Source organism: Streptomyces sp. NPDC050617, assembly GCF_040654795.1.
In the GTDB taxonomy this organism is placed as follows: Bacteria; Actinomycetota; Actinomycetes; order Streptomycetales; family Streptomycetaceae; genus Streptomyces.
The window spans coordinates 115438-137328 of record NZ_JBFAIS010000009.1 but is presented as its reverse complement, the minus strand read 5'-3'; the positions used below and the strand labels follow the sequence as shown (position 1 = coordinate 137328).

Below are 21891 nucleotides of genomic sequence, written 5' to 3'. Positions count from 1 at the left end.
CTTCAGCGCACGCGCAGCGCCCGTAGGACCGCGTCGTGGGTGTGGTGGGCGCCGGGAGGGGCCGGGGCGGTGCGCGGGCGGGTCTCGTTGACGAGGACGCTCCAGGCGGGGCCGAGGAGTTGGGCGATGTCGTCGGGCTGGTAGAAGTCGGCGGGGTCGTATTCCCCGTCCCGGTGCGAGATCAGGTCCGAGAGGACGTGGGTCGTGAAGAGCAGCGTGCCGCCGGGCGCGACGGCCTCCAGGAGCCCGTACAGCGCCGAGTGTCCCGGCTCGCGGCGGAGCGGGAAGTAGTGGATGCTCACCAGGTCGAACGTGCCGGCCGGGGGCGGGGTGGCGGTGAGGTCGGCGCGCGCCCACGACAGGCGGTCCCGGACGTCGTCCTCCGCCGCTCCGGCGGCGCGCCGCAGGGCGACCTCGGACACGTCGACCGCGGTGACCTGCCAGCCGCACCGGGCCAGCCAGAGCGCGTCCGCGCCTTCGCCGCACCCGACGTCGAGCGCCTGACCGGGCGGCAGCCCGCCGACCTCGGCGACGAGCACTGCGTTGGGGTTGCCGCTGAATACCTGGTCGCGGCTGCGGTACATGTCGTCCCAGTGGCGGGCGTCCATAGCGTTCCGTCCTTCAGTCAGTCGATGTGCTGTGACCATCTCCGACGTCAAGGTGGACCCGAGCCGCTCACCAAGCAAAGTTCTTTGCGGAAACCGCAAAAGGCGGACACAACCCCGCGTCTCCCCGTGGCCGTCAGGCGAGGCCTGCGGCTAGGCGGCGGTCCTATACGCGCTGCCGCTGGCTTCGAGCTCGAACCAAAGCATCTTGCCGCGCTTTCCCAAGAGTTCGTCGCCGAGCAGATAGCTTCCCCACCTGTCGGCGCACATCTGTACAAGCAACAGTCCGCGTCCGCCCTCCCCTTCTCGGTCGCAGTCCCGCGGCGGGGCGACGCGCTTGCGGAACGTCGTCGGAATGTCGGGGTTCGTATCCCACACACTGACCCGCAGTCGTTCGCCCTGCGGGCCGGTGCTGTGCAGCCGCAGGGAAGCCGGTCCGTCGGAGTGCAGGTAGGCGTTGGTGACGAGTTCGCTGGTCAACAGCTCTGCGGTGTCGACGAGTTCGCCTATGGCGTGCCGGAACAGCACGGCTCGCAGAGTGGTCCGGGCCACGCCTGCTGCGCGCGGGTCGTGGGGGAGATCGAGGGTGTACGTCCAGGGCTGCTGTGAAGATACGGTTGCCATGGAGCCTCCTGGTGGGAGGTGGAGTTGGAGCCGGTTCGACTGCGTGACGTCGGCAGTTGAAGGGGCGAGTCAGGCCACACCGTAGCGCCTGATGTGTAAGGTATTCCATCAATGTAGAGGGACGTCTTACAGGTCCCCTCGTGTGAGTGACGAGGGACGTTCTGTTCGAGCGAAGAGAGGGCACTCATGCCGTCGGTCAGCTCCCCCACGCTGAGGCAGCAACGTCTGGGTGCTGAGCTGCGCAAACTACGGGAACGGGCGGGTCTGTCCTCAACCGCTGCCGCCGGCCTCCTCGGTGGCAACCAGGCGAGGATCAGCAACATCGAAGCGGGCCGGTACGCGGTGAGCGCGGACCGCGTGCGCACCTTGGCCGGTAACTACACATGCTCGGACCTGGATTACGTCGACGCGCTCGCCGGTATGACCGGCACGAGGAAGCGCGGCTGGTGGGAGGAGTACCGGGAACTCCTCCCGAAAACGCTGCTGGACCTCGCTGAACTCGAACATCACTCGACAGCGGTGCGCGTCGCGGTAGTGGTCCATATCCCCGGGCTGCTCCAGACCACGGAATACGCTCGCGCGACATTCCGCGAGAATCTTCCGCCTCTGCGCCCGCATGAAGTCGAGCACCGTGTCTCGTACCGCATCAAACGCCAAGCGATCCTCTTCGGGGGCAGCCCGGCCCCCTACACTGCGATCGTGCACGAAGCGGCCCTGCGAATGGGCCATGGCGGCCCGGGTGTCACGAGCGAACAACTCGACCATCTCAACGAGATGAGCGAGTACGGCCACATCTCCGTCTTGGTCATCCCGTTCGGCGAAGCCTCGTTTCCCATCTCGGGCCAGCCCATCACGTATGCCGGCGGCCCCGTGCCGCAGCTGGACACGGTGGTGGTCGACACAGAGATGGGCTGCGACTTCCTTGATGCCGAAGCGCAGTTGACGAAGTACACCTCGGTACTGGACCGCATGGAATCCCGAGCCCTGGGTCCGACCCAGTCGCGGGACCTGATCCACCGCATCGCACAAGAGACTCGCAAGGGATGAACATGCCCCCGCTGACCTGGCAGAAGTCCTCATACAGCAATGAGGGCGCCAACTGCATATACGTGGCCGCGACATCGGGAGGAGCCGTCCATGTCCGCGAAAGCGACGCGCCGGAGTCCGTCCTCACCACCAGGCCCGAGGTGCTGCGCACACTCATATCTGGCATTAAATCGGGCAAGATTGCCGCCGAGTCATCGCGCGTTTGAGTCACCCAGGCTTCGTCAGAGAGCAATTGGTCGATAGGCCAGCGCTTGGTCCACTACTTGCTCTGCGGTGAGTGCAGGATCTGAGTAGTAGATCAACCCCAGCACGCGTGGGTGCGGAACGTTTTCCTCCAGGGTGCGGACAAGGGCATCGTGCTCACTCTCCGACCCTTCGCCGGCCATGATCCTCTCCACGAGTTGAATAAGCTCACTGCGCGTCACGTGTGCCTCCTTGCTGAGTCTTCGGACCGTAATGAGAACTGGCTACCGCATATGATAGCCGGGATCCAGTACCTCGCCATGGTACTGCGGAGTGACCACGATAATGTTATCGAGGTCGTAGACACCGCCGCCGTGCTGAATTGGTGTCACGTGGTGCAGCACGTATCTCTTATTACCTCCTACGCTTTGGTTCGGCGCGACAAAGGGTGCCTTGCCCTGCGCTATTAGCGTCTGGTTCGACGGGCTGAACTGTGAAGATAGCGAAGGATCTCTGGATACCTGAGTCCAAAATTCTTCGCGGAAATCGTCGAAGTTCTTGAAATTCTTTCCCTGCATTGCTCGGGCCACCTGTCCCGGAATTTTTCCGGCGTTTCCCGAACTTCCTCGGAGCCATCGGCCGCTGACGTCTCGGAGTTTCGAACCACCTGTTACGGACCCCGGGCCGTTCCTTATCTGTGACGACTTCTTGGGAGATTCGATACAGGATTGCAACCCTAGTGGGTCGGCCCACTTTTCAGGATTTGCTATGTACCCGTGGTGATTAGGGGACGGTTCGAGGCCCAGAGGGTCCGGGCTGATGTAGCGGGCGGATTCGGGGTCGTAGTAGCGGAAGTAGTTGTAGTGGAGGCTGGTCTCCGCGTCAGAGTATTGGCCGGGGAAGCGGAGGGGGCAGTCGGTCGTGGTGGGGTCTGTCGGGGCGGGGAAATGGGTGCCCCAGAGGGTGGTGCGGTGTTGCCAGGCCACCTCGCCCGCCGGGGTGATCAGCTCCGTCGGGGTGCCGACCAGGTCCGTGATGATGGCGTGGAAGCGGGTGGCTTCGGTCGGGTTCGAGGATTCCGCGAATTTCGTGATCAGGGACTCGCCCGGCTCGCGGATCAGCGGGCGGTGGTCCGTCTGGGTCAGGGGGCGGTGGGTGTCGGGGGCGTAGTCCCAGGTTGTGGCCCGGCCGGTGGGGGAGAGTTGTTCTGCCAGGCGGCTTTCGTCCCAGGCGAAGGTTGTTTCCTCGGCCACCTTGCCGTCTTCGCCGAGGCGTTGCTTCGCTATTCGGCGGCCCAACGGGTCGTACGTGTAATGCCAGGTTTCGCCATCCGGGGTCACCGCATCCGTGAGGCGGTCCTCCGCGCTCCACTTGTATGTCCAGGTTTTCGTCTGGCCGTTGAGGAGTTTGCGGGTTTTGCGGGTCAGGCGGCCCTGCGCGTCGTGTTCGTAGCGTGTGCGGCCCGCCTTGCTGATCAGCGTGCCGTGGAATTCCCGGGCGCCCGGCGCCTCGTGGGCCGGGGCCTCGGCCCCCGTCAGGTTGCCGGCGCCGTCGTAGGCGTAGCGTTCCGTCCAGCCGTGGGCGTTCACGCCCGTTATTCGGCCCATCGCGTCCAGGTCGAAACGGCGGGTGCCCGAGGTCAGTTCGCGGATTTCGGTGAGGCAGCCGTCCGGGCGGTAGGCGTAGGAGCGGTGTTGCAGGAGGCTGCCGGCTTGGGGGGAGTGGACGCTCTGCGTCGTCAGGCGGTCGTTCTTGTCCCAGGTCTGCGTCAGCGTCGCACCGCCGCCCAGGGTCCGTTCCGTTTCCCTTCCCGCCGCGTCGTAGGCGAAGGCCAATGTCCCCGCGTCCGAGCGCAGGGCGGTCGCGCGGTCCTCCTCGTCGTACGTCCATTCCGACGACAAGCCGGTCGGTGTCACCCGACGCGTGCGGCGGCCCAGCGCGTCGTACGCGTACGTCGTCGTACGGCCGTTCACCCTCTCCCGTACCGGCCGTCCCAGCGCGTCCCGCTCGATGACCAGTTCCGCGTCCGCGTTCGTCGCCCCCGCCAATGCGCCGGCCTCGTCATACGCATATGTCGTGATCTCGTCGTCGTCGGCGCGCTGTTCCACCACCCTCCCCAACGCGTCCCGCTCGAAGCGCAGCGTCTCGCCCGCTCCGTTCGTCCGCGACACGAGACCGCCCGCCGCGTCGTGTCCGTACGTCAGCGTGCGGCCGTTGAAGTCCGTCTCCGAGGCCAGGCGGCCTGCCTCGTCGTACGCGTATGACCAGGTCAGGCCCTGCGGGTTGGTCACCTCGGTGAGCCGCAGTTCCGTGTCGTACGCGAAGGCGTACCGCGTGCCGTCCGGGTCCGTGCGCGTCGCCGGGACGTCGAAGTGGGTGGAGGTCTGACGCGTGATGTTGCCTGCGGGGTCGGTGTGGGTGAGGAGGTTGCCTTCCCCGTCCCATTGCCAGGTCTCGCGGGTGCCGTCCGGCAGTTCGCGACGGCTCGGCTTGCCCTCGGCCGTCCAGGCCATCCGCGTCGTGTGGCCCAGCGGATCGGTGGATTCCGTAACGCGGCCGAAGCTGTCCCGCATCACCGTGGTCGTGTGCCCCAGCGCGTCCGTCACCGCCACCGGCAGGCCCGCCGCGTCGCACGCGACCGTACGGGTGTGGCCCAGCGCGTTCGTCACCGACGCCAAGTGGCCCGCCGGGTCGTACGCGTACCGCGTCTCCGCCCCCGCCGGGTCCGTCGTCGTCAGGACGTTGCCGCGCTCGTCGTACGTATGCCGCCACGTCGCGCCGCCCGGTTCCCGCACCTCCAGCGGCCGGCACAGGTCGTTGTACGCGGCCCGAGCCGTGGCGCCGTCCGGCAGCACCAGCTCCGTGAGGTTGCCCGCCGCGTCGTACGCGTAGCGCGTCGTACGGCCCAGGGGGTCCGTCGCGGAGAGGGGGTTCTCGCCCCAGGCGTCCCACTTGGTCAGCGTGACGTGGCCCAGCGGGTCCGTCTCCGCGATCACCTGGCCGTCCGCGTTGTACCGGCAGATCGTCCGGCGGCCGAGCGAGTCCGTGTAGGTCGTCGTGCGCGCGGCGTCGTCGTAGGCGAAGGAGCCGTTGAAGACCCCGTCGCTGCCCTCGGTACGAATCACCCGGCCCCGGCTGTCGTAGACGTACGCGAAGGAGGTGCCGTTGCGGTCGGTCCAGGAGGTGATCCGGTCTTCGGCGTCGTAGGCGAAGCGCAGGGGCTTGCCGCTGGAGTTGACGACTTCGGTGAGGTGGCCCGTCGCGTCGTAGGCGTAGCGCATCACCACCGTCCCGCCGGCGGGAGCCGCCGAGGGCCCCTGCTCGTACGCCGACGGGGCCTCGTCCAGCAGGCGCAGCGCCGTGATCCGCGGGCCGTCCGTGTCCACGGCCAGGTAGTAGCCGCCCGAATGCCGCAACCCCACCGGCACGCTGTCCGCCGTCCGCTCCACGTCGATACGGGCGCCGTTACGGTCCGACCAGGACTCCAGGGGCAGATGGACCGCGCCCTCGGCCGCGCTGGGCGCGATGTGGCTGAAGGTGCGTACGACACCGGTGTGCGGGTCGGTGATGGTGATGACGCCGTCCGGCGTGCCGTCCCACTCCAGCGGCCAGCGGGCGCCCTTCGACGGCAGCATCGCCTCTCCCGGCCGGGGCACCGGATACACCAGCCGCATCCCGTCCGCGGCAGCGAACACCACGCCCTGCGCGTCGAGCTGCAACGTCTCGTCCAGCGTCGAGACCCAGGTCGGGCCGAAGCACGTACCCGCCCGGTACGAGGAGAGATGCGTGCGTTCGAAGAGCAGCGGCAGGCTCCCCGGCAGCTCCACATCCGTCTGCGTCATCAGCATCGCGCCGGTGGCCACATCCACCGGCTCCCCCTTGCAGGGGGTCTTGCCCGCCGGGCGGGCAAACGCGCCCTCCTCGATCAGATTGGGGCGCAGGCCCGGCCGCAGCAGATATTTCATGCCGCCGAACTGTCCCGCCCGCGACGTGATCGGGCCCACGCCGCCGAACAGCCCGCCCCAGACCATGCCGCTCTCCGCGGCGTGGGAGACCTCGTCCAGGCTGAAGCCGTGCTGCTGCCCCAGCGCGATCCGCACGGGCTGGGCGACGGCCGCGTCGATCGTCATCGAGAAGACGCCCTCGTAGACCGCGCCGGTCAGCATGCCCGCGGCGATCGCGGCCACCGACGCCTCGACCTCCACCCCCAGGCCGGCCGCCATCTCGATGATCCCCGCGGCCACCTCGTCGGATCCGCCCCCGGTGAAGACGGTCAGCACCAACCCGCCCGCGATGGCGACCGCGTCGATGGCGATCTGCTCCCACAGCGCCTTGATCGCGTCGTCGACCGTGTCGGCGAACTGCTCCAGGGCCTCGGCCATCTTCCGGGACGCCTTCGCCAGCTCGCTGAGCCAGCCGCCGTCCGCGCCCTTGGCGTAGCGCTCCCAGAAGGCCTGGAAGGCGTCGACCGCCTCACCCTCGTTGTTGTGGATGAGGGAGGTGGCCTGCCGGTTGGTCGCGCCCCGCACGTCATCGACGCTGTCGGCGAACGTCCGCCACGCCTCGGCCGCGTGCCGCAGCGTCCCGGAATTGGCGTCCGGCCACCACATGCCGAGGTGGAGGAGGATCTTCTTGGCCTCGTCCTCGACGCTCATTCGGCGCCCTCACCGTGGCCGCCGCCCTGGTGCTTCTCCTTGGTTTCCTTGGTGCCCTTGGTGAAGATCCCGGCGATCGCTTCGTCGTTGTCGACGTGGCCGTCCGCCAGGTCGTCGAGCGCCTCGTGGATGCTCACCAGGCCCAGGATGGCGATGCCCGTCACCTGTTCCAGCTTCTTCTGGTTCGGGCTGTAGTCCTTGCCGAACTTCTTGCCCGGCTTGTCGTCGCCCCACGGCTCGCCGTACCCGTCCAACGTCTTGATCAGCAGCTTGAGCGCGTTGCTCAGCTGCACGCTCTGCTTCTGGAAGACGGGCGCCGCCGATTTGATGTCCGCCGTTTTGATGTTCAGGACCTTGCCGCTGCCGTGACCGTCGCCCACCGCGTGCCTCCCCCGTCAAACCAAGCCCCCACGCAAACCTTCAGCGTAGGAAGCGAGCGTCATGAGGCCGCCAATGGGGCGTAATGGGTGAGCAAAGGCGACGGGCCTCCCAGGGGGACATCAGGCACAGGGTGCGGCATTTCGTCGAAATGCCGCACCCTGTTTGTCCAGTGACCGCCGATCAGGGGGCTACTTCGCCAGTTTCGCCAGTTTCGCCAGCGATCCCGGGTAGAGGTATTTCTTCTCCGGGATCTTGGTGCTGTGTGCCCAGGCGTTGAAGAAGCCGGTGAGGTTCTTGCCGGATACCTTCTGGGCGAGCTTCTCGAATTGCGGCCACGTCGCGTTGGAGTCGCGGTGGTCGTGGGTCCACTGCTTGAGCGTCGCGAAGAACGCCTTGTCGCCGACGGTGTGGCGCAGGGCGTGCAGCATCAGCGACCCCCTGTCGTACAGCGCGTAGTCGAGTTCCTTGCCCTTGCCGGGGGCGTAGAGCTTGACGGCCCAGTATTTGGGGTCGTTCTTGTTCTCCTCCACGGTGTCGCGGTAGAAGCCCTTGTCGATGTCGGAGCCGTTGTGCTCCTCCCAGAGCTGGCTGGCGTACTGCGCGAAGCATTCGTTGAGGCAGCCGTTGCGCCAGTCGGCGACGGTGACGCTGTCGCCGAACCACTGGTGGGCGTTCTCGTGGGTCATCGACATGTCGAACATCGACCCGATGTACGTGGGGCGGGTCTGCGTCTCCAGAGCGCCTGGGCCGCCCCCGTCGCCCCCGTTGACGACGATGCCGCCGGCGGAGGAGAACGGATACGGGCCGAACTTCGACGAGAGGAAGTCGAGGATCTCCGGGAGTTGGCCCTCCCATTCCTGACTGGCCGCCTCCGTGCCGGGGCTGTACGCGTGGATGACGGGCGTACCGTCCTTGAGCTTCGAGTTGTGCACCGTGAACTTGTCGACGGCGAAAGCGCTCAGGTAAGTGGCGAGCGGCTTGTCCTCGTGCCAGCGGAAGGTCTTGGTGGCTTTGCCGTCGGCGTTCTTCCCGGTGGTGGTTTTGCCGGGGAGTCCGCTGCCGATGGCGGTCCAGCCCTCCGGAACGGTCGCGGTGAGCTGGAAGGTGGCCTTGTCCGAGGGGTGGTCATTGCTCGGGTACCAGTCCCGCGACGAATGCGGCTCCCCGGATACGTACGCCCCGCCGTCCTTCATGGTGTTCCAGGCGGCACCGGTCGGCTTGCCCGCGTAGCGCACGCGGACCGTGAACTTCTTGCCCTTGGCGAGCTGCTGGGCGGGGGTGATGACCAGCTTGTGTTCGCCGGAGCGGGAGAACGCCTTGACCGGGGCGCCGTTGACGGCGACGGAGGCGACCTTGAAGCCCTTCAGGTCCAGGCTGAAGAGGTCGAGGGCTTCGGTGGCCGTGGCGGTGATGGTGGTGTCGCCGTCGAGGTAGTGGGTGCGGGCCGGGTCGTAGCCGACACGTACGTCGTAGTGCGAGACGTTGTATCCGGAGTTGCCGTCGTCGGGGTAATAGGGGTCGCCCGCGCTGCCGCCTCCGTTGGCGGCGGAGGCGGGTACGGCCGACAGGACGAGGCTGCCGACGAGCGCGCCCAACAGGGCGAAGCGGCGTGGTGTACGCATGAGGTGGCGTCCGTTCTGTCGGCGTCAGCGGGTGGAGGCGAGTTTCCAGACCACGCCGGTGATGGCGTTGGCGCTGGTGGTCTCGGTCTTCGGGTCCACGTTGTCGATCCGGTCGCACGCCTCGTGCAGGCAGCTGCCGACACCCGTGTTGAAGCCGGAGGTGGGGATTCCGGCCTTGCCGAACGATTCGTGGTCCGAGCCGCCGATGCCGATGTCGAAGGTGGGGAGCTTCTTGGCGGCGAAATAGTCCTCGAACGCGTCCGTGGCCTCCTTGCCGTCGTGCACGACAAGCCACTGCTGCACGTTCTTGGTGCCGGTCATGTCGAAGTTCAGATAAGTGTCGATCTTCTTGCGCTCGGCGACGGGGAGCTTCTTGAGGTACTGGGCGGAGCCCACCAGCCCTTCTTCCTCCGCGTCCCACCAAGCGAAGCGCAGGTGGCGCTTGGGCTTCAGATGCCCCTTGGCCACGGCCTGGGCGGTGGCCAGGATGGCGGCCGAACCGGAGCCGTTGTCATTGATCCCCGGGCCCGCCTTGACGCTGTCGAGGTGTGCGCCCGCGAAGAGGGTGTGGTTCGTGTCGCCGCCGGGCCAGTCCGCGATGAGGTTGTGGCCGACGGCTCCCTTGTACGTGAAGGAGTCGATACGGGTCGTGAAGCCCGCCTTGTCGAGCACCCCCTTCACGTACTTCAGCGACCGCTCATGCCCCTTCGTGCCGAAGGCGCGGTTGCCGTCGTTGCGGTCCGCGATCTTCTGGAGGGCGTCCAGGTGCGGCATCACGTCCTGCTCGGAGATGACGGGCGGCGCCGCTTGCGTACGGGCAGGGGCGGCCCCGGCCGGTACGGCGCCGGTCCCCAGCAGGGCGAGGCCGAGCCCCACGGCCCCGATCGCGTACGTACGACGGCTGGCCAACTTCATGGACGCTCCTTCAGTCGGTCGGTACTCCGGCACGGAAAGGTGCCTTCGCCGACCAGACGTCCGACCGGGGCCGGGGTTGCGCCGGCCGCTCCGCGTATCACCCCGCGAGCTGAAACCAGACCGCTTTCCCGGGCCCCGGCCCGTGCGCGCACACCCCCCACTCCGAGGCGCACGCCCCGATGAGCAGCAGCCCCCGCCCGTTCTCCTGCGCCTCGCCCGGCGCACTCTCCTTGGGCACCCCCGGCGCACCGTCGTGGACCAGTACGCGCAGCGATCCTTCGACGTCCCACTCGGCGTAGAGCGTCACGGGCACCGAACACCCACTGCCGAGGCAGGCGTTGACCGCGTTGGTCACCGCTTCGGAGGTGAGGAGGACGGCGATGTCGATGAGGTCGGCCCGGTCGGCGGCCGTGAGCGCGGTGCGCATGGCCTGGCGGGCGGTATGGACCCATCCGGGGCGGGGCGGGAAGACGAGCGAGAAGTCTGGCCGCGGCGTTTCGGCGGTCGCGGTGCTGGGACACATGGCGTGACTCCTTTGGTCACGGGGGTGCCGGCCCTGGCGCGATGCGACTTCGCATGGGCATCACGATGACAGGACGTCATGGGGCGTGCCTGCGCTGCGATGCCGGCTGTCGGGCCGGGGCGGGCGATGTGTCTTCGACGGTAGAGACTCGGGTTTCCGATCAGCAACTCAATCGGAGGAATTGCTCCCAACGAGTGGCCCGGTCCACCCAACACCGGGCAGACTGCTCACAATCAGAGGGAGGCGACATGGGTCTTCGGGCCAACGCGACGCTCAGGCAGCGAAGGTTGGGTATCGAGCTGCGCAGACTACGTGATGCGTGCGGCCTGTCGGTCGCGGATGCCGCAGGCTTCGCCGGGCTCGGGGCACCGCATCTGGGTCACATCGAAGCGGCTCGAACGGCCATTCCTGAGGCCAAGATCCGCGCATTGGCTGACGCGTATGGTTGCCGGAAGGAGCCCTTGGTTGATGCGCTGGTCGCTATGGGCGCGTCGACAGGCAGGGGGTGGTGGTCCGATTACCGCAAGGTGCTGTCGGCGGATGCCCTCGACCTCGCGGAGCTGGAGGCGTCCTGTGCAGGATGCAAGACCTTCCAATGGCTGTATGTACCGGGCGTGCTTCAGACTCCCGAGTACACCCGCGCTCTGTTCAGAGGCGTCGAGTCGGAAGCGTCGCCGCAGACTGTGAGGGCATCTATTGAATATCGGCAGCACCGCCAGCGCATGCTCGTCGGCGGCTCCCCGGCGGCCTTCCATGCGGTCATTCATGAGGCGGCGCTGCATATGCAGTTCGTGGGGGTAGACGTGATGCGACGCCAAGTCGAGCACCTGGTGGAGATGGCCAGGCTGCCGCACGTACGAATTGAGCTCCTGCCCTTCAAGGCAGCTGCCTACCCGGCCCCCTTCGGCGCACCGTTCGTCGTCTTCGAGGCCGCTGTGCCCGAACTGAACACTGTCTATGTGGAGCACCCCATCTCCTCGCCTTTCGTAAGCGCCCAGGAGCAACTGGTCCAGTTCTCCGCCGCTTTCGACCACTTGAGCGCGGTGGCTCTGCCGCCGATTGACCTACGGGTCGAACCCGAGTTCCATGTGCGGAAAGACTCCCTCGGACTCATCCAGCACCTGCTGTATGCGTCGTGAAAGGAATGCCATGCCAGAGCGTCAGTGGCAGAAGTCGAGCTTCAGCGGAGGCAGCGTCAACGGTGAGTGCGTCGAAGTGGCGGTCGGTCTCGATGGCCAGATCTGTGTCCGTGAGAGTGATGATCCGGATGTGGTGATGGCGGCGAGCCGTTCCACCTGGGGGGCGTTTCTCAGGAGCATCAAGGCAGATGTCTGATGCGGTACGCGTCGTAGGAGGAGAGCCATGTCCCAGCTCATATGGCGGAAGTCGTCGTTCAGCACCAGCGGGCAGGACGAGTGCGTAGAGGTGGCGGCCGATGCCAGCGGCCGTATCCGTCTCCGTGAGAGCGACGCCCCAAACACCGCACTGGCGGCCAGCAGCGCCGCCTGGGGCGCGTTCCTCAAGACCCTCAAAGCCGACAGCTGAGCCGCCGACGCACCGGCGGGGTCACCCCCCAGCCGGCGCGTCGGCTCAGCCCAGTCCCCTACGAAACGGGACCGATCAGAAGTCGTCGTCGAAGGAGACCGAGCCCTCCACCGCCGTCTGGTACGCGGACGCGCGGCGCTCGAAGAAGTTGGTCAGCTCCTGGACGTTCTGGAGTTCCATGAAGGAGAAGGGGTTCTCCGAGCCGTACACGGCCGGGAAGCCCAGGCGGAGCAGGCGCTGGTCGGCGACGCACTGGAGGTATTCGCGCATCGACTCGGTGTTCATGCCGGGGAGGCCGTCGCCGCACAGGTCGCGGCCGAACTGGAGCTCCGCCTCCACGGCCTCCTTGAGCATGTCGGTGACCTGGCGTTCCAGCTCGTCGTCGAAGAGGTCCGGCTCCTCTTCGCGAACGGTGTCGACGACCGAGAACGCGAAGTTCATGTGCATCGTCTCGTCGCGGAACACCCAGTTGGTGCCGGTCGCCAGGCCGTGCAGCAGGCCGCGCGAGCGGAACCAGTAGACGTAGGCGAAGGCCCCGTAGAAGAACAGCCCCTCGATGCACGCCGCGAAGCAGATGAGGTTGAGCAGGAAGCGGCGGCGGTCGGCCTTGGACTCCAGGCGGTCGATGGACTCCACCGAGTCCATCCACTTGAAGCAGAACTGCGCCTTCTCCCGGATGGAGGGGATCTCCTCCACCGCGTCGAAGGCCGCCGTGCGGTCCTCCGGGTCGGGGAGATAGGTGTCGAGCAGCGTCAGATAGAACTGGACGTGCACGGCCTCCTCGAAGAGCTGACGGCTCAAGTACAGCCGCGCCTCGGGGGAGTTGATGTGCTTGTAGAGCGTCAGGACGAGGTTGTTCGACACGATCGAGTCGCCGGTCGCGAAGAACGCCACCAGCCGCCCGATCATGTGCTGCTCGCCCGGCGAGAGCTTGGCGAGGTCGGCGACGTCGGAGTGGAGGTCGACCTCCTCCACGGTCCAGGTGTTCTTGATCGCGTCGCGGTAGCGGTCGTAGAAGTCCGGGTACCGCATCGGGCGCAGGGTGAGTTCGAAGCCCGGGTCGAGGAGGTTCTTCGCGATCTTCTCGGCCGTCGTCTTCTCGGCAGCCGTCGTCTCGGCCGTGTTCTTCTCGGGTGCTGTCGTCATTACTGGCATGCCTCGCAGGACTCGGGGTTTTCCAGGGAGCAGGCGATCGCGTCGGGCTCGCTCGCCTGCTGCGGTACAGGGGCGGCGGGGACGGCGGGGGCTGCCGCGCGCGCCGACTGCGCGATCCGCGTCGCGGGGCGCGAGCGCAGGTAGTACGTGGTCTTGATGCCGCGCTTCCAGGCGTACGCGTACATCGAGCTGAGCTTGCCGATCGTCGGCGAGGACAGGAACAGGTTCAGCGACTGGCTCTGATCCAGATACGGCGTACGGGCCGCCGCCATGTCGATCAGCGAACGCTGCGGGATCTCCCACGCGGTGCGGTACAGGTCGCGTACCTCCGCCGGGATCCAGCCCAGCTCCTGGATCGAGCCGTTGGCCTCCGTCATCGCGTCCCGCGTCGTGCGGTCCCACACGCCGAGCTTCTTCAGGTCCTCCACCAGATAGGCGTTGACCTGGAGGAACTCCCCGCTGAGCGTCTCGCGCTTGAAGAGGTTGGAGACCTGCGGCTCGATGCACTCGTACACGCCCGCGATCGAGGCGATGGTGGCCGTCGGCGCGATGGCCAGCAGCAGCGAGTTGCGCATGCCGGTCTTCGCGATACGGGCGCGCAGCGCCGCCCACCGGTCGGCCCACGTCGGCTCGGCGTCGGGGTAGTGGTCCGGGTGGAGCACGCCGCGCGCGGTGCGGGTCGCGGACCAGGCCGGGTGCGGGCCGTGCCGCTCGGCGAGGTCGGCGGACGCCTCGTACGCGGCGAGCATGATCCGCTCGGAGATCCGGGTGGACAGCGCCTTCGCCTCGGGGGAGTCGAAGGGCAGCCGCAGCCGGAAGAACACGTCCTGGAGCCCCATCAGGCCCAGACCCACCGGCCGCCAGCGGGAGTTGGAGTTCCCGGCCTGCTCGGTCGGGTAGTAGTTGATGTCCACGACGCGGTCGAGGAAGGTGACGGCCGTACGCACCGTACGGTCGAGCCGCTCCCAGTCCATCGCCTCTGCCCCGTCGGCGACGTCTCTGCCTAGGTGCGCCGCGAGGTTCACGGAGCCGAGGTTGCAGACGGCCGTCTCGCCGTCGTCGGTGACCTCCAGGATCTCGGTGCACAGGTTCGAGGAGTGCACGACCCTGCCCGGTTCGGCGGTCTGGTTCGCGGTGCGGTTGGCGGCGTCCTTGAACGTCATCCAGCCGTTCCCGGTCTGCGCGAGGGTCCGCATCATCCGGGCGTAGAGGACCCGCGCCGGGATCTGCTTGACGGCCAGGCCCGCCGCCTCCGCCGCGCGGTACGCGGCGTCGAACTCCTCGCCGTACAGGTCGACCAGCTCGGGCGCGTCCACCGGCGAGAACAGCGACCAGTCGGCGTCGGCCTCTACGCGGCGCATGAACTCGTCCGGGATCCAGTGCGCCAGGTTGAGGTTGTGGGTGCGCCGCGCCTCCTCGCCGGTGTTGTCGCGCAGCTCCAGGAACTCCTCGATGTCCGCGTGCCACGTCTCCAGGTAGACGCAGGCCGCGCCCTTGCGCCGGCCGCCCTGGTTGACGGCGGCGACGGAGGCGTCGAGGGTCCGCAGGAACGGGACGATGCCGTTGGAGTGGCCGTTGGTGCCGCGGATCAGGGAGCCGCGGGAGCGGATGCGGCTGTAGGAGAGGCCGATGCCGCCGGCGTGCTTGGAGAGCCGCGCGACCTGGTGGTAGCGGTCGTAGATCGAGTCGAGCTCGTCCAGCGGCGAGTCCAGCAGATAGCAGGACGACATCTGCGGGTGCCGGGTGCCGGAGTTGAAGAGGGTGGGGGAGGAGGGCAGGTACGACAGCGAGCTGGTGAGCCGGTACAGCTCGGCGACGTCCTCCAGGGCCCGTACGGACCCGTCCTCGGCGAGGCCGCACGCCACGCGCAGCAGGAAGTGCTGCGGGGTCTCGATGACCTGTCGGGTCAGCGGGTGGCGCAGCAGGTAGCGGCTGTGCAGCGTGCGCAGCCCGAAGTAGCCGAAGCGGTCGTCGGCGCCGTCGGCGAGGGCCTGCTCCACCAGGGCGTCGAGCCGGGCGGCGTGGGCCGTGACGAACGCGGCGGTCTCGTCCGCGATCAGCCCCTCGCGGTGGCCGGTGGCGACGGAGGCGGAGAAGGAGAGCGCGCCCTGGCCGGCCGCCTCGTCGGCGATGGCGAGGGTCAGCAGCCGCGCGGCCAGCCGGGAGTACTCGGGCTCCTCGGCGATCAGGCCTGCGGCGGCCTCGGTGGCCAGCGACCGCAGTTCGGCCTCGTCCGAACCGGGATGGCGGCCGCGCAGCGCGGCGGCGGCGACCTTGCCCGGGTCGGTGGCGGGCAGATCGGCGGTGAGGTCGGTCAGGGTGCGCAGCAGCGCGGTACCCGGGCCGTCGGACGCTACCTCTGAAACCGGATCGGCGGGCGCGATGGTCACGGTGTGGCTCTCCCTCGCTCGGCAGGGGGCCAGGAGGGAGGGGGCGACGGGCGCGTACGGGCACGACCCTGAAAAGGGCGCACCGTACCGCGTCCACCGGCCCAACCCGCGAGGCCCGGACGTATTCGACGCCCGGCCGGGTATGGCGGCTCGGCCACGGGCGTACTGTCGGCAGGTCCTCGGACTCATGGGTACGTAAATGCGCACACATACACCGTTGCGGGACAGTTCCGGATTCGCACCGGATTCCCCTGCGGCGACAGCGAGCATGAGCATACATCTTGTGCTGGCGGTCGCACGCACCCCCACATCTTGTGTCGCTCTCCGCGGGAAGTGGGGTGAATGTGCTAGTGGCACCGCCGCGGTTCCTCCGCGATTCTCCCGCTTCCCGGCCGCGGATTCGCCGTTTTCCCGCCATGCGCGCGGGTCCCGGCCCGCTGCCTGCGCATGACACGAGCCCCGGTTTCCCCTGCTGCAACAAGCGTATTGACGCCTGGTCCCGCGCCCGATCCGTTGACCGTGCCCGGTCGGCGGAGTTGGCTCGTCCGCGGTCGGCGAGGATCGGCGCGGGGGCTTGAGGGCGAGCGGTCATCCGGTCACCCGGCATCCTAGGAGGGACGAGATGGGCAGTCGCACCCGCATGACTGTCGTCGGCGCTGGGCTGTGCGCGCTGGTGCTGCTGCCGGTGGCGGCGGCCGCCGCGTGGCCGGAGGCGCCGCGCGCGGCCGTGCCCGGCCTCGCCTCCGACGGCGCCCAGGCGATCGGCTCCTCCGGCGTAGCGGCCGTCTCCGCCGACGGCCGTTACGCCGTCTTCTCCTCGACCGCCGACGACCTGGTGCCCGGCGACACCAACGGCGAGGCGGACCTCTTCGTCAAGGACCTGCGGACGGGCGCCACGGAGCTGGTGAGCGCCGCCGCCGACGGCACGCGGGCGGACTCCTGGTCGGCGGAGCCCGCGATCAGCGCCGACGGCCGTTATGTCGCCTTCACCTCGGCGGCGACCAACCTCGTACCGGGCGACGCCGACGGCGCGCCCGGCATCTTCGTCCGCGACCGCCGCACCGGCCGCACCGAGCGGATCACCGGCGGCACCGAGCGGATCCCCGGCGGCGGTACGGGCGGTGGCACGGGCTCGGGTACGGGCGCGGGTACGGCAGGCGGTATCGGCGCGGGTACGGGCAGCGGTGCCGGTGCCGGTGTCGGCACGGGCGCGCGTACGGCCGGGGGCGCGGGCTCCGGGGCGGACCGGGGCGCGCGGTCGCCGGCGATCAGCGCCGACGGGAACGTCGTCGCCTTCGTCTCCGCCCGCGCCGACCTGGTGCCGGGCGACACCAACGGCGTGCGGGACGTCTTCGCGTACGACCGGCGTACGCACACCACCCGGCGGGCTAGCGTCGCGAGCGACGGCGCCCAGGCGGACGCCGCCTCCGCCAGCCCGGTCGTCAGCGCGGACGGCCACCACGTCGCCTTCGCGTCCCGCGCCACCAACCTCGGCGCCGCCCGGACCCCGGTCCACACCGCCCCCGACCCCCGCCCGTACCCCTTCTACGTGCACGACCTGCGCACCGGCCGGACCCGGACCGCGAGCGTGTCCTGGGACGGCCCGCGGACCGTAGTCGGCGGGACCACCGCCCCCGGCGACACCGCTGTCAGGGCATGGCACGGAGTAGGACACCAGCCCCGGTTTCCCCTCCCGCATCAGGCGTATTGAGATCCTGTCAGCCGTCCCATGCGTTGACCGCGTACGGCCGAGAGAGTTGGCTCAGCCGTCACGGAAGAATCTTGGGAGGGGAGAGTCAGGATGGGCTTATCCAGACATTTACCCGGACATTCGCCCGATCGTCTGCCCGGTCATCCGCCCGGCCGTTTGCCCGGTCGTCCGCTCGGTCATCTGCCCGGACGCCTGCTCGGCCGCACGGCCGTGATCGGCGCGGCGGCCTGCGCGCTCGCGCTGCCGTCGGCGGGGGCGGCTTGGGCGGGGCCCGGCGCGCCGCCGCACACGGAGCGGGTGAGCGTCGCGGCCGACGGGACGCAGGCCGCCGGGGCGTCGACCACCGAGGCGGTCTCCGCCGACGGCCGCTATGTGGTCTTCACCTCGACGGCCGCCAACCTGGTGCCCGGCGACACCAACGGCGTCGCGGACATCTTCGTCAAGGACCTGCGGACCAAGAAGGTCGAGCGCGTCAGCGTGGCCACCGGCGGCGCGCAGGCGGACCTCAGGTCGTCCGGCGCCGCGATCAGCGCCGACGGCCGGTACGTCGCGTTCGCCTCGGACGCCGCCAATTTGGTGCCCGGCGACGACGACGGCACGGACGACGTGTTCGTACGCGACCGGCACACCGGCCGCACCGAGCGCGTCAGCTCCGGCACGGCCGCCGGCCCGCAGCCCTACGGCGCCTGGATGCCGGCGATCAGCGCCGACGGGAACGTCGTCGCCTACGCCTCGCGCCGCGCCGACCTGGTGCCGGGCGACACCAACAACGCGCAGGACATCTTCGCGTACGACCGGAGTACGCACACCACGCGGCGGGTCAGCGTCGCCGCCGACGGCGCCCAGGCGAACGGGCCGTCCGCCTCGCCGGTCATCAGCGCCGACGGGCGGCACGTCGCCTTCACTTCACGCGCGTACAACATGGAGCCCGGCACGCCGCCGCGCGAGGAGCCCGGCGGGGCCTCGGTCGCCAAGCCCAGGGAGTACCCCTCCTACATCCACGACCTGCGCACCGGGCGGACCCGGGCCCTGTCCGTGAGTTCGGCGGGGAAGACCGCCGGGGGCAGCGTCACCTCGCTCAGCGCGGACGGCCGGTACGCCGTCTTCCACAGCTACTGGCCCGACCTGGTGCCGCAGACCCCCACCCGCGAGGGGCGGGTCTACCTCCGGGATCTCCGGGAGGGCACCACCACCCTGGAGTCGCTCGCCGCCGACGGGAGCCAGGCCGACAGCTCCTCGTACGGGGGGAGGCTCGCCGACCACGGGCGGCTGCTGTTCTTCCACTCCTCGGCGACCAACCTGGTGCCCGGCGACGCCAACAGCGCCGGCGACGTCTTCGTACGCGACCTGGTGACGGGCCGCGTCGAGCTGGTGAGCCTCGCGAACGACGACAGCCAGGCCACGACATGGACGGACGCCGTCGAAGTCGACGCCGAGGGCCGTATCGCCGTCTTCGACTCGGACGACTCCCACTTGGTCGCCGGCGACACCAACGCGGCCGAGGACGTCTTCGTGCGGCACGTGGAGCCCTGACCCCGAGAGCACGCGGAAGCGGGGCCCTGACCCCGAGAGCACGCGGAAGCGGGGCCTTGACCCCGAGAGCACGCGGAAGCGGGGCCTTGACCCCGAGAGCACGCGGAAGCGGGGCCCCGGCCGATGACGACCGGGACCCCGCCATCCGTCCTCGTCCTCGTACGCCTCAGTGCCCGCCCGGCGCCCCCGCCGTCGCCGGCGGCAGCTCCTCCTGCACACCCGGATCGCCCGCGTCCGCCGTGTAGTCCGCGGGCGACGTCTCGTCCACGCCCGCCGGGGCCTTCACAGCCCGCAGCACGACGGTCAGCACGACCGTCACGATGACATTGAGCACGAACGCGGTGAGCCCGATGTAGCCGATCTCGCCGATACCCGGGATCTGGTCGTTGCTGCCGCCGAAGTGCTTCTGCGTGGGGCTCGCCACCCCGTACGCGGCCACCGTGCCGTAGACCATGCCGACCGCCCACCCGGCGAGCAGCGCCCACCGGTGGAACCAGCGCGTGAACAGGCCGCCCACCAGCGCCGGGAAGGTCTGAAGAATCCAGATGCCGCCCAGCAGCTGGAAGTTGATCGCCACCGTCTTGTCCATGGTCAGGACGAACACGAGCGCGCCGACCTTCACCAGCAGCGAGACCAGCTTGGAGACCTTGGCCTCCTGCGCGGGCGTGGCCGCGGGCTTGAGGAAGTCCTTGTAGATGTTGCGCGTGAAGAGGTTGGCCGCCGCGATCGACATGATGGCCGCGGGGACCAGCGCGCCGATGCCGATGGCCGCGAACGCGACGCCCGCGAACCAGTCCGGGAACATGTTCTCGAACAGCTGCGGGATCGCCAGCTGGCCGTTCTTCACCTTGACGCCCGCCGCGATCGCCATGAAGCCGAGCAGCGCCAGCAGCCCCAGCATCAGCGAGTACAGCGGCAGGATCGTGGTGTTGCGGCGGATCACATTGCGGCTGCGGCTGGAGAGCGTCGCCGTGATCGAGTGCGGATACATGAACAGCGCGAGCGCCGAGCCCAGCGCCAGCGTCCCGTACGCCCACTGCGCCTTGTCGCCGCTGGCCAGCTCGCCGCGCGGCTTCCCCGTGGCCGGATTGATCTGTTCGAACGCGTGGCCCGCCTTCGCGAAGATGTCGTCGAAGCCGCCCAGTTTGATCGGGATGTAGATGATCGCGACCAGGATGACGATGTAGATCAGGCCGTCCTTGACGAACGCGATGAGCGCGGGCGCCCGCAGCCCGGACGAGTAGGTGTAGGCCGCCAGCACGGCGAAGGCGATGAGCAGCGGCAGGTCCTTGACGAACCAGTTGGTGTTCTCGCCGCCGCCGACGCCCATCACGTCCAGGACGGCCTGGATGCCGACGAGTTGCAGCGCGATGTACGGCATCGTGGCGAGGATGCCGGTCAGCGCCACCGCCAGCGAGAGCCCCTTGGAGCCGAACCGTCCGCGCACGAAGTCCGAGGTGGTCACGTACCCGTGCTTGTGCGAGACCGACCAGAGCCGGGGCAGGAAGGTGAAGATCAGCGGGTAGACGAGGATCGTGTACGGGACCGCGAAGAACCCGGCCGCGCCCGCCGCGTACACGGCCGCCGGCACGGCGACGAAGGTGTACGCGGTGTACAGGTCGCCGCCGAGCAGGAACCAGGTGATCCAGGTGCCGAAGCTGCGGCCGCCGAGCCCCCATTCGTCGAGGCTCTCGGCATTGTCCGCGCGCCGCCAGCGGGCGGCAAGGAAGCCCATGACCGTGACGGCCACGAAGAAGAAGATGAAGACGCCGAGCGCGACGCCGTTCACGCCGTGGTTCATCGCGACGCACCCGCCCTGCGGTTCCGCTCATGGCGGCGGACGATGACGTACGCGATGGAGGTGAGCGCGGTCGAGATCAGCACCCAGGCCATCTGGTACCAGTAGAAGAACGGGATGCCGATGAAGGCCGGTTCGGTCTTCGCGTACGAGCCGACCCACAGGATCGCGATGAAGGGGATGACGAGGCAGACGCCCGCCACGACGAGCGGCGCCGTGACGACCGGCCTCCGCTCGGCCTCGGGTGGTTCCGACATTGGCACGCGCTCCGTCCCCTTGACCGATCTTCTGCGTAATGCGCAGGAAATCTAGAGGAGCCGCCCTCCGGACGTCACCCCCCGTCCGCATATCGGTACGGACACGCTTCGCGCAACCGCAGGTCGGGGGGTGTATGTCGGTCAACTCACCGGGTGTTTCAGTCCACCGGCCGCCGCAACCGCGCCACGAACTTGTACCGGTCCCCCCGGTACACCGACCGCACCCACTCCACCGGTTCGCCCCGCGCGTCGAGCGAGTGGCGGGAGAGCAGCAGCATCGGCAGGCCCACGTCCGTACCGAGGAGCCCCGCCTCGCGCGGGGTGGCCAGGGACGTCTCGATCGTCTCCTCGGCCTCGGCCAGGTGCACGTCGTAGACCTCGGCCAGCGCCGTATAGAGCGAGGTGTACTTCACCAGGGAGCGGCGCAGAGCCGGAAAGCGCTTCGCCGACAGGTGCGTGGTCTCGATCGCCATCGGTTCGCCGCTCGCGAGCCGCAGCCGCTCGATGCGCAGCACCCGGCCGCCCGTGGTGATGTCGAGCAGCCCGGCGAGCCGGTCGTCGGCGGTGACGTAGCCGATGTCCAGGAGCTGGGAGGTGGGTTCGAGGCCCTGGGCCCGCATGTCCTCGGTGTAGGAGGTGAGTTGGAGGGCCTGGGATACCTTGGGCTTGGCGACGAAGGTGCCCTTGCCCTGGATGCGCTCCAAGCGCCCCTCGACGACCAGTTCCTGGAGTGCCTGGCGTACTGTCGTGCGGGAGGTGTCGAATTCCGCGGCCAGTGCGCGCTCTGGAGGAACCGGGGTTCCCGGGGGTAGGGTTTCGGTCATCTCCAGCAAGTGCCGTTTGAGGCGGTAGTACTTGGGGACGCGCGCGGTGCGCGTCGCACTCGCCGCGCCGACGGCGCCGCCTTCCGCGGTGCCTCCGTCGGTCGCCAAGGTGCGCCTTCCCGA

20 protein-coding genes and 1 riboswitch are annotated in these 21891 nt (G+C 68.7%); of the genes, 7 read left to right on the top strand and 13 right to left on the bottom strand.

Going from position 1 to position 21891, the window contains the following annotated elements; translation table 11 throughout:
- Nucleotides 1–2 precede the first annotated feature (2 nt).
- Both AB0I49_RS14860 and AB0I49_RS14855 read right to left on the bottom strand, forming a co-directional pair.
- Nucleotides 3–608, bottom strand: a complete 606-nt coding sequence (locus tag AB0I49_RS14860) for a class I SAM-dependent methyltransferase (RefSeq protein ID WP_363227339.1) — start codon at nt 606–608, stop codon at nt 3–5.
- 150 nt (nt 609–758) lie between these two features.
- Nucleotides 759–1229, bottom strand: coding sequence for an ATP-binding protein (locus AB0I49_RS14855; RefSeq protein WP_363227338.1), 471 nt, complete (start codon nt 1227–1229; stop codon nt 759–761).
- A gap of 186 nt (nt 1230–1415) precedes the next feature.
- Here AB0I49_RS14855 and AB0I49_RS14850 point away from each other — a divergent pair, with 186 nt between their 5' ends.
- Together AB0I49_RS14850 and AB0I49_RS14845 are read left to right on the top strand one after the other, a co-directional pair.
- Nucleotides 1416–2276: a helix-turn-helix transcriptional regulator gene (locus AB0I49_RS14850; RefSeq protein WP_363227336.1), complete on the top strand. Its 861-nt coding sequence runs from the start codon at nt 1416–1418 to the stop codon at nt 2274–2276.
- A complete protein-coding gene (locus tag AB0I49_RS14845; RefSeq protein ID WP_363227335.1) occupies nt 2273–2482 on the top strand; it encodes a DUF397 domain-containing protein in 210 nt (69 codons plus the stop codon). Before AB0I49_RS14850 ends, AB0I49_RS14845 begins: the two co-directional genes overlap by 4 nt.
- A gap of 15 nt (nt 2483–2497) precedes the next feature.
- On the opposite strand, the gene AB0I49_RS14840 is transcribed toward AB0I49_RS14845, so the two are convergent.
- The 6 genes from AB0I49_RS14840 to AB0I49_RS14815 form a co-directional block, all read right to left on the bottom strand.
- A complete protein-coding gene (locus AB0I49_RS14840) occupies nt 2498–2701 on the bottom strand; it encodes a bacteriocin immunity protein (protein ID WP_363227334.1) in 204 nt (67 codons plus the stop codon).
- Between the two features lie 42 nt (nt 2702–2743).
- Complete coding sequence (locus tag AB0I49_RS14835; RefSeq protein WP_363227333.1) at nt 2744–7114, bottom strand: DUF6531 domain-containing protein; 4371 nt, start codon at nt 7112–7114, stop codon at nt 2744–2746.
- Nucleotides 7111–7494, bottom strand: coding sequence for a hypothetical protein (locus AB0I49_RS14830; protein WP_363227332.1), 384 nt, complete (start codon nt 7492–7494; stop codon nt 7111–7113). The genes AB0I49_RS14835 and AB0I49_RS14830 overlap by 4 nt, the downstream gene beginning before the upstream one ends.
- Before the next feature lie 189 nt (nt 7495–7683).
- Nucleotides 7684–9117 carry a M1 family metallopeptidase gene (locus tag AB0I49_RS14825; protein WP_363227331.1) on the bottom strand — a complete coding sequence of 478 codons (1434 nt, stop codon included), beginning with the start codon at nt 9115–9117 and terminating at the stop codon, nt 7684–7686.
- Between the two features lie 24 nt (nt 9118–9141).
- Nucleotides 9142–10032, bottom strand: coding sequence for a M28 family peptidase (locus tag AB0I49_RS14820; RefSeq protein ID WP_363227330.1), 891 nt, complete (start codon nt 10030–10032; stop codon nt 9142–9144).
- Nucleotides 10033–10129: 97 nt separating this feature from the next.
- Nucleotides 10130–10555 carry an ATP-binding protein gene (locus AB0I49_RS14815; protein ID WP_363227329.1) on the bottom strand — a complete coding sequence of 142 codons (426 nt, stop codon included), beginning with the start codon at nt 10553–10555 and terminating at the stop codon, nt 10130–10132.
- Nucleotides 10556–10803: 248 nt separating this feature from the next.
- Here AB0I49_RS14815 and AB0I49_RS14810 point away from each other — a divergent pair, with 248 nt between their 5' ends.
- The 3 genes from AB0I49_RS14810 to AB0I49_RS14800 are packed head-to-tail and all read left to right on the top strand — an operon-like array spanning nt 10804 to nt 12100.
- Nucleotides 10804–11694, top strand: coding sequence for a helix-turn-helix transcriptional regulator (locus AB0I49_RS14810; protein WP_363227328.1), 891 nt, complete (start codon nt 10804–10806; stop codon nt 11692–11694).
- A gap of 10 nt (nt 11695–11704) precedes the next feature.
- Complete coding sequence (locus AB0I49_RS14805) at nt 11705–11890, top strand: DUF397 domain-containing protein (RefSeq protein WP_363227327.1); 186 nt, start codon at nt 11705–11707, stop codon at nt 11888–11890.
- Nucleotides 11891–11917: 27 nt separating this feature from the next.
- Nucleotides 11918–12100: a DUF397 domain-containing protein gene (locus AB0I49_RS14800; protein WP_363227326.1), complete on the top strand. Its 183-nt coding sequence runs from the start codon at nt 11918–11920 to the stop codon at nt 12098–12100.
- Nucleotides 12101–12175: 75 nt separating this feature from the next.
- On the opposite strand, the gene AB0I49_RS14795 is transcribed toward AB0I49_RS14800, so the two are convergent.
- On the bottom strand, nt 12176–13132 hold the full coding sequence (locus AB0I49_RS14795; protein ID WP_363227466.1) for a ribonucleotide-diphosphate reductase subunit beta: 957 nt from the start codon (nt 13130–13132) through the stop codon (nt 12176–12178).
- Between the two features lie 113 nt (nt 13133–13245).
- Nucleotides 13246–15645: a ribonucleoside-diphosphate reductase subunit alpha gene (locus AB0I49_RS14790; protein WP_363227325.1), complete on the bottom strand. Its 2400-nt coding sequence runs from the start codon at nt 15643–15645 to the stop codon at nt 13246–13248.
- Nucleotides 15646–15797: 152 nt separating this feature from the next.
- Nucleotides 15798–15928: riboswitch (cobalamin riboswitch) on the bottom strand.
- Between the two features lie 339 nt (nt 15929–16267).
- Between AB0I49_RS14790 and AB0I49_RS14785 the strand changes: the two genes are divergently transcribed.
- Nucleotides 16268–17356 carry a hypothetical protein gene (locus AB0I49_RS14785; protein WP_363227324.1) on the top strand — a complete coding sequence of 363 codons (1089 nt, stop codon included), beginning with the start codon at nt 16268–16270 and terminating at the stop codon, nt 17354–17356.
- Between the two features lie 156 nt (nt 17357–17512).
- The gene (locus tag AB0I49_RS14780; RefSeq protein ID WP_363227323.1) at nt 17513–18889 is read left to right on the top strand and encodes a hypothetical protein; all 1377 of its coding nucleotides are present in this window, start codon (nt 17513–17515) and stop codon (nt 18887–18889) included.
- Between the two features lie 166 nt (nt 18890–19055).
- Here AB0I49_RS14780 and mctP read toward each other — a convergent pair whose 3' ends face one another.
- From mctP to AB0I49_RS14765, 3 genes are all read right to left on the bottom strand, one after another.
- Nucleotides 19056–20690: a monocarboxylate uptake permease MctP gene (mctP, locus tag AB0I49_RS14775; protein ID WP_363227322.1), complete on the bottom strand. Its 1635-nt coding sequence runs from the start codon at nt 20688–20690 to the stop codon at nt 19056–19058.
- Nucleotides 20687–20944 (bottom strand): DUF3311 domain-containing protein, encoded by a 258-nt coding sequence (locus AB0I49_RS14770; RefSeq protein WP_363227321.1) that lies wholly within the window; start codon nt 20942–20944, stop codon nt 20687–20689. The genes mctP and AB0I49_RS14770 overlap by 4 nt, the downstream gene beginning before the upstream one ends.
- Nucleotides 20945–21102: 158 nt before the next feature.
- On the bottom strand, nt 21103–21876 hold the full coding sequence (locus AB0I49_RS14765; protein WP_363227320.1) for a GntR family transcriptional regulator: 774 nt from the start codon (nt 21874–21876) through the stop codon (nt 21103–21105).
- Nucleotides 21877–21891 lie beyond the last annotated feature (15 nt).

Excerpts from the sequence above, each read along its gene's own strand:
- AB0I49_RS14860 (WP_363227339.1), bottom strand. The coding sequence starts at position 608 with ATGGACGCCCGCCACTGGGACGACATGTACCGCAGCCGCGACCAGGTA.
- AB0I49_RS14855 (WP_363227338.1), bottom strand. The coding sequence starts at position 1,229 with ATGGCAACCGTATCTTCACAGCAGCCCTGGACGTACACCCTCGATCTC.
- AB0I49_RS14850 (WP_363227336.1), top strand. The coding sequence starts at position 1,416 with ATGCCGTCGGTCAGCTCCCCCACGCTGAGGCAGCAACGTCTGGGTGCT.
- AB0I49_RS14845 (WP_363227335.1), top strand. The coding sequence starts at position 2,273 with ATGAACATGCCCCCGCTGACCTGGCAGAAGTCCTCATACAGCAATGAG.
- AB0I49_RS14835 (WP_363227333.1), bottom strand. The coding sequence starts at position 7,114 with ATGAGCGTCGAGGACGAGGCCAAGAAGATCCTCCTCCACCTCGGCATG.
- AB0I49_RS14825 (WP_363227331.1), bottom strand. The coding sequence starts at position 9,117 with ATGCGTACACCACGCCGCTTCGCCCTGTTGGGCGCGCTCGTCGGCAGC.
- AB0I49_RS14820 (WP_363227330.1), bottom strand. The coding sequence starts at position 10,032 with ATGAAGTTGGCCAGCCGTCGTACGTACGCGATCGGGGCCGTGGGGCTC.
- AB0I49_RS14815 (WP_363227329.1), bottom strand. The coding sequence starts at position 10,555 with ATGTGTCCCAGCACCGCGACCGCCGAAACGCCGCGGCCAGACTTCTCG.
- AB0I49_RS14810 (WP_363227328.1), top strand. The coding sequence starts at position 10,804 with ATGGGTCTTCGGGCCAACGCGACGCTCAGGCAGCGAAGGTTGGGTATC.
- AB0I49_RS14805 (WP_363227327.1), top strand. The coding sequence starts at position 11,705 with ATGCCAGAGCGTCAGTGGCAGAAGTCGAGCTTCAGCGGAGGCAGCGTC.
- AB0I49_RS14800 (WP_363227326.1), top strand. The coding sequence starts at position 11,918 with ATGTCCCAGCTCATATGGCGGAAGTCGTCGTTCAGCACCAGCGGGCAG.
- AB0I49_RS14795 (WP_363227466.1), bottom strand. The coding sequence starts at position 13,132 with ATGCGGTACCCGGACTTCTACGACCGCTACCGCGACGCGATCAAGAAC.
- AB0I49_RS14785 (WP_363227324.1), top strand. The coding sequence starts at position 16,268 with ATGGGCAGTCGCACCCGCATGACTGTCGTCGGCGCTGGGCTGTGCGCG.
- mctP (WP_363227322.1), bottom strand. The coding sequence starts at position 20,690 with ATGAACCACGGCGTGAACGGCGTCGCGCTCGGCGTCTTCATCTTCTTC.
- AB0I49_RS14770 (WP_363227321.1), bottom strand. The coding sequence starts at position 20,944 with ATGTCGGAACCACCCGAGGCCGAGCGGAGGCCGGTCGTCACGGCGCCG.